Origin of the sequence: Butyrivibrio sp., from assembly GCF_015056685.1 — a bacterium.
Lineage (GTDB): Bacteria > Bacillota > Clostridia > Lachnospirales > Lachnospiraceae > Butyrivibrio.
Map to the genome: position 1 here is coordinate 1 of NZ_SVFW01000082.1, position 9,657 is coordinate 9,657.

General features: G+C 39.5%; 11 protein-coding genes. All 11 read left to right on the top strand.

The features are described from left to right. On the top strand, positions 1–810 hold an 810-nt coding region (locus E7303_RS17595), incomplete at its 5' end, for a preprotein translocase subunit SecY (protein ID WP_292146767.1). A gap of 109 nt (positions 811–919) precedes the next feature. Further along, on the top strand, positions 920–1,564 hold the full coding sequence (locus tag E7303_RS17600) for an adenylate kinase (protein WP_022772948.1): 645 nt from the start codon (positions 920–922) through the stop codon (positions 1,562–1,564). Next, positions 1,557–2,315: a type I methionyl aminopeptidase gene (gene map / locus E7303_RS17605; protein ID WP_103870156.1), complete on the top strand. Its 759-nt coding sequence runs from the start codon at positions 1,557–1,559 to the stop codon at positions 2,313–2,315. Before E7303_RS17600 ends, map begins: the two co-directional genes overlap by 8 nt. A 23-nt stretch (positions 2,316–2,338) precedes the next feature. Further along, positions 2,339–2,557, top strand: a complete 219-nt coding sequence (infA, locus tag E7303_RS17610) for a translation initiation factor IF-1 (RefSeq protein ID WP_013280019.1) — start codon at positions 2,339–2,341, stop codon at positions 2,555–2,557. 300 nt (positions 2,558–2,857) lie between these two features. Next, positions 2,858–3,943, top strand: coding sequence for a TRAP transporter substrate-binding protein (locus E7303_RS17615; protein ID WP_292146768.1), 1,086 nt, complete (start codon positions 2,858–2,860; stop codon positions 3,941–3,943). An 18-nt stretch (positions 3,944–3,961) separates the two neighbouring features. Further along, positions 3,962–4,486, top strand: a complete 525-nt coding sequence (locus tag E7303_RS17620) for a TRAP transporter small permease (RefSeq protein ID WP_022772952.1) — start codon at positions 3,962–3,964, stop codon at positions 4,484–4,486. After that, on the top strand, positions 4,486–5,781 hold the full coding sequence (locus E7303_RS17625) for a TRAP transporter large permease (RefSeq protein ID WP_292146769.1): 1,296 nt from the start codon (positions 4,486–4,488) through the stop codon (positions 5,779–5,781). Before E7303_RS17620 ends, E7303_RS17625 begins: the two co-directional genes overlap by 1 nt. A 21-nt stretch (positions 5,782–5,802) precedes the next feature. Further along, a complete protein-coding gene (locus E7303_RS17630; protein WP_292146770.1) occupies positions 5,803–6,273 on the top strand; it encodes a YcxB family protein in 471 nt (156 codons plus the stop codon). A gap of 148 nt (positions 6,274–6,421) precedes the next feature. Then, entirely contained in the window at positions 6,422–7,873 is a 1,452-nt protein-coding gene (locus tag E7303_RS17635; RefSeq protein ID WP_292146771.1) for a sensor histidine kinase, read from the top strand. After that, the gene (locus tag E7303_RS17640; protein WP_292146772.1) at positions 7,866–8,651 is read left to right on the top strand and encodes a response regulator transcription factor; all 786 of its coding nucleotides are present in this window, start codon (positions 7,866–7,868) and stop codon (positions 8,649–8,651) included. The genes E7303_RS17635 and E7303_RS17640 overlap by 8 nt, the downstream gene beginning before the upstream one ends. Further along, positions 8,648–9,657 (top strand): TRAP transporter substrate-binding protein (locus E7303_RS17645; protein ID WP_292146773.1); only part of this gene is annotated, 1,010 nt, incomplete at its 3' end. The genes E7303_RS17640 and E7303_RS17645, both read left to right, overlap by 4 nt.

Genomic DNA, 9,657 nt, shown 5'->3' on the forward strand with positions numbered 1-9,657 from the left:
ATCACAGAAAATGGGGTTGGAAACGGTATATCAATAGTTCTGACTATCAACATTCTTTCAAGAATGCCGTCAGATATTAGCTCACTTTTCGGTCAGTTTGTGAGCGGAAAGCCTATTGCAAGGGGAGTAGTATCAGCAATTGTTATTATTGCAGTTATTATTGCAATGGTAGTATTGGTCGTTCTTCTTAATGGTGCTGAGCGTAGAATTCCTGTTCAGTATGCTAAGAAAATCCAGGGAAGAAAAACTTACGGTGGAAGCCGTTCAGAGATTCCTCTCAAGGTCAATACAGCAGGCGTTATGCCTATCATTTTTGCAATGTCACTCTTCCAGTTCCCTATCATTATCAGCCAGCTCGTTGGCTATAATGGTTCAGGATTCTGGGGACAGTTTATTGCATATTTAAACCAGAGTAACTGGTGCAATCCTAACCACTGGAATTATTCAATTGGTTTGGTTGTTTACATTTTACTGCTTATCTTTTTTGCATATTTCTACACATCAATCACATTTAATCCGATTGAGATTGCAGATAATATGAAAAAGCAGGGCGGCTTTATTCCTGGAATCAGACCAGGTAAGCCTACAAGTGATTATCTTACAAGCATTCTGAACTATATCATTTTCATTGGAGCATGTGGTCTTACAATCATTGGTGTATTACCTATCTTCTTTAATGGTATGTTCGGTGCAAGTGTTTCCTTTGGTGGAACAAGCCTTATCATCGTGGTAAGCGTTATCTTAGAGACAATCAAGCAGATTGAATCTCAGATGCTTGTACGTAATTACAAAGGATTCCTGGAAGATTAATTGGTAACTTAAAAGAGGTCGCAGGGGAGCATATGCGCCCTTGCTGCCTCTTATTTGTCTTTAATCAGAAAATAATGATATCATTTAACATAAAAAAGAGGGTCATGGTATGAAGATAATAATGTTGGGCGCACCAGGCGCAGGAAAAGGCACACAGGCTCAGATGATCGCGGATAAGTTCAATATCCCACACATCTCAACCGGTGACATTTTTAGGGCAAATATTAAAAATGGAACAGAACTTGGCAAGAAGGCAAAAGAGTTCATGGATAAGGGACAGCTTGTTCCTGATGAACTTACAGTTCAGCTTCTTCTTGACAGAGTAGCAAATGATGACTGCAAGAATGGATATGTACTTGATGGTTTCCCACGTACAATTCCTCAGGCAGATGTTCTTGACAGCGAGCTTACAAAGCTTGGAGATAAAGTTGATTTTGCAATTAACGTAGATGTTCCAGATGAGAACATTGTCCGCAGAATGTCAGGCAGAAGAGCTTGCCTTAAGTGCGGTGCTACTTATCATATTGAGCATATCCCTCCAAAGAAAGAAGGAATATGTGATAAATGTGGAAGTGAGTTAGTTCAGAGAGAAGATGACAAGCCTGAGACAGTACAGAACAGATTGTCAGTTTACCATGAGCAGACTCAGCCTCTTATCGATTACTATGATAAGAAGAATATTCTTAAGACTGTTGACGGTACAAAGGATATGCAGGAAGTATTTAGCAATATCGTAGGTATTTTGAATGCGTAAAGTTATTACAATTAAGACTGATGAAGAAATTGAGCTTATGAGGCAGTCCGGACAGCGACTTGCAAAAGTGCATGAGGCGCTTCATGCTGCGCTTAAACCCGGAATTTCTACATTGGAACTTGATCAGATTGGAGAAGATACTATCCGTTCTCTTGGTGGAATACCGAATTGCAAGAATTATGAAGGTTTTCCGGCTTCCGTGTGTATTTCCGTGAATGATGAAGTTGTTCATGGAATTCCTAGTGCTGATAGGATCCTGCAGGAGGGTGACATTGTTACCTTCGATACAGGACTTATATATAAAGGGTATCATTCTGACGCTGCCAGAACATGGGGCGTTGGTAAGATAAGTGATGAAGCACAAAAACTTATTGATGTTACAAGAGAGAGCTTTTTTGAAGGAATAAAAAAGGCCAAAGCCGGACATAGGCTACATGAAATATCAAGAGCAATTGATGACTATATAAAACCATATGGATATGGTATAGTAAGAGAGCTGACAGGTCATGGAATTGGTACTAGCCTTCATGAAGAACCAATGGTACCTAATTATAAAAAGTTGTTGCCCGGGGTAAAACTAAAGAAAGGCATGACAATATGTGTTGAACCTATGATAACTATGGGTGAAAGATATGTTGGATGGCTTGATGATGATTGGACAGTGGTAACTGTAGACGGTTCCCTGGCTGCACATTATGAAAACACTATCGCTATAACAGATGGCGAACCAGAGATATTAACTATTATTTGATAGTAAAGGATAGGAGGAAAGAAATGTCTAAGGCTGATGTAATTGAAATTGAAGGAAAGGTTATTGAGAAGCTTCCTAACACAATGTTCCAGGTTGAGCTTGAGAATGGTCATGTTGTTCTTGCTCATATTAGTGGAAAGCTTCGTCAGAACTTCATCAGAATCTTACCTGGTGATAAGGTAACTCTTGAACTTTCACCATATGACCTTACAAAAGGAAGAATTATTTGGAGAGACAAATAATTTTGAAATTGTCCGTGGCATTTTGCCACGGATTTTTTTGCCATAAGTTTTTCTCCTTCGTATAAATAATCAGAAAACAAAAATCACTCATGAAAAGGAGGATAACAATATGGTAAGTTTAATGGCAAAGGCATTTATAATTGCAACGTTAGTATGTGAGGTTATCCTCGTGTTAAAAATATGCTAGTCAATGATAATAATGTCCGATTTTACTGCCTCCCGCGGTAACATATAATGGCATTGTCGAAAAGACAATGCCATTTTTTTAGTTGATTTTCAAGAAAACGGGAGGTTACACAAATGAAAAAAAGAGTTGTATCAGTATTTATGGCACTGGCAATGGGACTTTCTGTTGTTGCATGTGGAGTAACAGCACCAGAGGCACCTGCTGCAGAACCAGCAGCTGAGCAGAAAGAAGAAACTGCAGCTGAGCAGACTAAGGCACCTGAAGCAGTTACACCTGCTGCAGATGCTATCACACTTGTTATGGCAGAGGTAAACCCTCTTGATACCATAGTAGGTATGACAGATCAGAAGTTTAAAGAAGAAGTAGAAGCTAGATCTAACGGATCAATCATTATTGACCTTCAGGCTAGTGGTGTTCTTGGTTCAGAGAACGATGTTCTTGACACAATGCTTGGTGGTGGCGGAACAATTGATATGTCCAGAATTTCAGCTTTCGCTCTTACAAGCTATGGCGGACAGAAGTCAATGCTTCTTTCACTTCCTTATATCTTTACAAGCCGTGATCATTTCTGGAATTTTGCTACATCAGACCTTGCACAGGAATTCCTTCAGGAGCCTTCAGAGAATGGTAGCGGTGTAAGAGGTCTTTTCTACGGAGAAGAAGGATTCCGTCATTTCTTTACAGTTAATGAAATCTCAGATATCAATTCATTCAAGGGAATGAAACTTCGTGTTTCAAATGACCCTATCATGAATGGTCTTGTAGAAGGTCTTGGAGCATCTCCTACAGTAGTAAGCTTTGGTGAGCTTTATTCAGCACTTCAGACAGGAGTTGTAGATGGAGCTGAACAGCCTATCGCAAACTACAAGTCAAATGCTTTCCCTGAGGTTGCTCCTTATATGATCCTTGATGGACATACTCTTGGTGCTATCCAGGTAATCATCACAGATGAAGCTTGGAATAAGCTTTCTGCTGAACAGCAGCAGGTTCTTGTTGATGCAGGTAAGGCTGCTTCTGAGTACAACCGCTCAATCTCAGAGGAAAAAGAGAATGCTGTATTAGAAGAGCTTAAGGCTGACGGAGTTACAATCATTGAGGTTGAAGATATCACACCTTGGCAGGAAGCAGTTAAGCCTGTAATTGAAGAAAACATTAAAGGCCTTGAAGATTATTATCAGAAGTTAGTTGATATGAAGTAAGAAATATAAAGGGGAAATATGGAATCATTTTTTAAAACAGTTGATAGTATTAAGCCTTTATATGATGTGACATACAAGATAATGCTTGTGATCTGTAAGATCCTTCTTGTGGCAGACATTATTATCACAAGCATGAGCGTTTTTGGCAGATATATCCCTTTTATCCCAGATCCATCCTGGACAGAAGAAATAGTTCTTACCCTGATGGCATATATGGCAGTTTTATCTGCAGCCCTTGCCATCAGGAGGGGCGCTCATATCAGAATGACAGCCCTTGACAGATATCTTCCAACCAAACTCATTAAAATACTGGATTTGTTATCAGATGTATGCATCATGTTTTTGGCTTTCGTAATGCTTATAGTTGGATGGCAGTATGCTTCTACAATTGGAAGTAAGGGCGTATATGTTTCTCTTCCTAAGTTATCAAGATTTTGGATGTATTTTCCAATTCCCGTGGCTGGTCTTGCAATGATCATTTTTGAACTTGAAGCAATTTACAACCACATCAAGGGATTTTTTGTAAAGGAGGAGAAAAACTGATGACTGCTAATTCTACAGCGATTGCTATATTGCTAATCAGCTTTCTGGTCATGATCTTTTTGAGATTCCAGATAGCATATGCAGTAGCATTATCCTCAATCCTTTGCCTTTTGTATCAGGGACTTCCTCTTACAACTGTTTGTCAGCAGATGGTAAAGGGAATAAGTTCTTTTTCACTCATGGCAGTCCCGTTCTTTATAACCATGGGATGTATCATGGGAAGCGGAGGAATTTCTGAAAAGCTGATTGCTTTGGCCGATGCCTGCGTAGGTTGGATGACCGGCGGTATGGCCATGGTAAACATAGTTGCTTCCTATTTCTTTGGAGGAATTTCAGGTTCTGCAGCAGCAGATACTGCCTCTCTTGGAAGCATTTTGATCCCTATGATGGTTGACCAGGGATATGACGATGACTTTTCAACTGCGGTAACAATTACTTCATCTTGCGAAGGTTTGCTGGTTCCTCCCAGTCATAATATGGTCATTTATGCGATGAGTGCAGGTGGAGTCTCCGTAGGAAGCCTGTTTTTGGCAGGATACATTCCCGGAGCACTTCTTGCAGCTTCACTTATGATAGGGTCTTACATTATTTCTAAAAGACGTCACTATCCAAAAGGAGAAGCATTTAGCATAAAGAAATTTGTAAAACAGCTCGGAATATCGTTTTGGGCCCTTGCCGCAGTAGTTATCGTTGTAATCGGTGTTGTTGGAGGTCTTTTCACAGCTACAGAGTCTGCAGCTGTTGCAGTAATTTACAGCCTTATAGTCAGTGTATTTATCTATAGGGGGCTTGATCTTAAGGGAGTATGGAAAACTCTTGAGCAGTGCGTTGATACACTTTCAATAGTTCTTATCCTTATTTCAACATCAAGCATTTTTGGTTATTGCCTTACAACCCTTCACGTACCTGATCTTGCAGCTAATGCGATCATAGGACTTACAAGAAATCCAATACTGATTGCGCTTTTATTGAACTTAATTCTGTTGGTACTTGGATGTATCATGGATATGGCACCGATCATTTTGATTGCAACACCTATTCTTTTACCTATTGCTACATCAATTGGAATTAATCCGATACAGTTCGGCATAATGATCATATTAAACTGCGGTATTGGACTTCTGACACCACCTGTTGGAGCAGTTCTTTTCATAGGATCTGCGGTTGGCAAGGTAAAGATGGAAAAAGTAGTAAAGGCTACATTGCCATTCTATCTATGTATGATAGTGGTTCTTTTATTGCTTACATTTATTCCTGAGATTAGTATGTTCCTGCCGAATCTGCTTATGAAATGATCGTTATTTGAAAGGCTTTTTATGGAGTATAGATATACTTGTGATGTTAAAACTGCAGACATATGGAAAATGGCTATGCGCCGTACCTACAAGTCATTTGTTGGCATAATAAATCTTGTGTTTACGGTTGCAATGATTCTTTTGACTATCAGATTTTGGGGCGCTTCTTCAGGATTTATAAAAAGTCTTATGATTTTTGGATGCATTCTTTTTCCTGTGATCCAGCCTCTTGCAACATATGGTATGAGCGCAAAGCAGCTTGAAAATCTGCCCCAAGACATGGTACTGACATTTAATGATAAGGGCGTTTTGGTGGAAACCGGCGGCAGATTTGAGAACATTAAGTGGAAAAACATCTCAAATGCCATAAAAAGAAATAATATGATCATTGTGATGTCAGATGACAGACATGGTTATATGATCACTGACAGAGTATTGGGCAAAGAAAAAGACTCATTTTTTGAGTATCTTTGCTCAAAAATAACAGCTTAGTTTGAATAGTTTTTTTAAAGAGGCGGCGCTATAATTATTACAATAACTATAACGAAGCCTCTTTATTTTTTACCCATTTATGAATAAAATTAGACAATTCTGGAATAATCTCAAGATCATAAACAAAATAAAAGTTTTTACAGGTAGCGTGTTTTTTGCTATTTTGGCAATTCTTCTTTTTGATGTCTGGATCATTAAGCTATTTATGATGGATTTTAATGACATTATGGAGGATAACTCAAAAAGCGGCGAGATAATAAGCGCCTTAAATAAGGAAATAGACACATTTGATATGTATGTTCACAGTGCTGATCCTTCCAATAAAACAGAATGGACCACGTGTGTTAACGAAAGCGAGAAAACGCTGAATAAAGTACCCCTTGATTATGGACGACTTGGGCAGGAGCGCTATGCGCTGATGTTTTCCTTTAAGACTGCTTATGGCGAATATAGCGTGGAGAGAGATAAGGTCATAGAGGATTTTCAGGATGGAAACGTTCTGATAGCAGATCTTTACAGTGTCTATGGAATGCAGAAGTATCTTCTTCAATATGCGCAGCATTTTGTTGATGTGACTATGAAAGAAGGCAATGCCAATTACCAAAAGCTCATGCCCGTTATCATAAGTGTCCCATTTTTGGTTTCAGCTATCGGCATTGTGGTATTTTTTATAATATTTGAAATCTCAAAGATCATGAACGCGTCAATTACCACTCCTGTGCTGACTCTTGCAAACGCTTCACGTAAAATTGCTGCAAATGACTTTTTTATTGATGACATTGAAGTCAGCAGCCAGGATGAGATTGGCGAGCTAGTTACTGCTTTTAACAAAATGAAATTTGCTACAGGCGAGTATATAAAGGCATTGGAAGACAAGCGAGTAGCGCTCGACCAGCTTCATGAACAGGAGATGGAAAACCTAAAGATTGAAAAGCAGCTTGAGACAATGAATCTTGAGCTGTTAAAGAGCCAGATAAACCCACATTTTCTTTTTAATACACTCAATGCTATAGCGGGAACCGCGAATCTGGAAGATGCGCCTACCACAGAGCAGATGATAGAAGCCTTAAGCTCATTGTTTAGATATAACCTAAAGACCCAGGCAAAAGAGACTTTGCTTTCGCAGGAACTGAAAATATCAAAGGATTATATGTACCTTCAGAAAATGAGATTTGGTGAGAGAGTTCAATTTGAAATTGACTCGGAAGTGGATGAAAATGCAGTTATAGTGCCTACTTTCACCTTTCAGCCTCTTTTGGAAAATGCAATTATTCATGGCATATCCAAGAAAGTTGAGGGAGGAAAAGTGACCATAAAGATACGGCATGTAGGTGGAAGGCTGCATATAAATGTTGAAGATACCGGAGTTGGCATGGATGAGATAACTCTGTGGAATATAAATAAGCAGCTCTACGATCAGGAACGTGATAAGAATCATGAAAAATCAGTGGGAATTGGACTTGGTAATATATGTAAGCGCATCAGAGCGATGTACAACGATGGGCATTTCGAAATTACCAGTAAAGAAGGAGAGGGAACTGTGATCTTCATTGACATTCCTTTCTTAGACCCACAGATGCAGGTGGATAGCAATGTATAGAATATTAGTGGCAGACGATGAACCAATTGAACGACAGGTGATAAATAAAAAGATAAAAGCTTTTTTCCCGAATCTGGTTGAAGTCTTTGTGGCCGAGAATGGAATTGAGGCAGTGAAAAAATATACCGAGAACATGTGCAATATAGCTGTTCTTGACATTGAAATGCCAGGAATGAATGGGCTTGAGGCAGCAACGCAGATCAGAAACATCGATAAAGATAGCAGCATTATCTTTCTCACGGCATTTGATGAATTCAGTTATGCAAAAAGAGCTATTGAAGTGAGGGCCTTGGATTATCTTTTAAAACCCGGTTCTGATGAGGAACTGATCAATATATTGGAAGAGGCCTTCAGAATTTGCGATAGTAACAGCAAAGCCCCCATAGCAGACCTTTCTCAAAAGGATTCAGGATCAGAGCCTTCCTTGGACTATAGCGAAGATGATATACATAGCAATACTCTCATCAGGGATATTACAGGGTATATAGAAAGCCATTACATGGAGGACATTGCTCTTCAGGATATTGCAGGATACTTAAATTATTCTGACGTTTATTTCTGTAAGCTTTTCAAACAGAATTTTGGCAAGAATTTCATTACCTACCTGAATGAGTTCAGAATGGCCCGGGCAAAAGATCTTTTGGCGGATCCCGTAATCAACATAAAAGATGTTGGATATAAAGCTGGCTTTAGAGATCCCAATTATTTTACCAGGATATTTAAGCGGATGATTGGAATGACACCAAGCGAGTATAGGAGCGGAGCTTTGGAACAATGACAAAGAGATGGATATATGGCCTAGTGCTTTCTGTTTTGGGAATCATAGCTGCTGTTGCAGGCTTAAGGCTATTGCTTATGCTTGGCAGTGATCATATGAATAAAGAGCCGGAGTTTGTTCTTTTGTATGCAGAAAATCAGACCGAGGATTATCCCACTACCCTGGGAGCCTGGAAGTTTGCTGATCTTGTGTATGAACGGACGGATGGACGCATCAAAATACTGGTTAAGTATGACGCTGAGCTTGGAAGTGAGATGCAGGTTATTGAGCAGATGAAGTTTGGAGGAATTGCTTTTGCCAGAGTTTCTCTGTCACAGCTTGCCGAGTTTGTGCCAGAGCTTAATGCTTTGCAGCTTCCATATTTGTATAGCGACTCGCAGCATATGTGGAGAGTCCTTGATGGAGACATCGGGGATGAGTTCCTTAACTGCATTGAGAAACGGGAAATTGTTGGATTATCCTGGTATGACGCTGGGGCAAGAAATTTTTACAGCACAACTCCTATAAGAAAGCTGGAAGATCTTCAGAATATGAATATAAGAGTGCAGGAGTCAGATATGATGGCTGATATGGTTTCAGCTCTGGGAGGCAATCCTGTAAAGATAGTTTATTCTGACGTGTACTCGGCTTTTGAACAGAAAATAGTGGACTGCGCAGAAAACAACTGGCCTTCATTTGAGGCAATGAAGCATTATGATGTGGCAAGGTATTATACATTAGATGAACATACACGAGTGCCGGAACTTCAGATATGTTCAAAGGTCATCTGGGACAAGATAGATGAAAGAGATAGAGATATAATTCGTGACTGTGCAAAAGAGTCAGCAATTTATGAAAGACAGCTTTGGCAGGAAAGAGAAAAGTCATCAAGGGAAGTCGCTGAAAAGAGAGGGGTTACCGTTATAGAGCTTTCGCCGCAAGAAAAAAAGAGATTTAGAGAAGCTGTATCTTCAGTGTATGCAAAATATGGCGGAAATCAGATGGATATCATTAAGAGAATAATGGA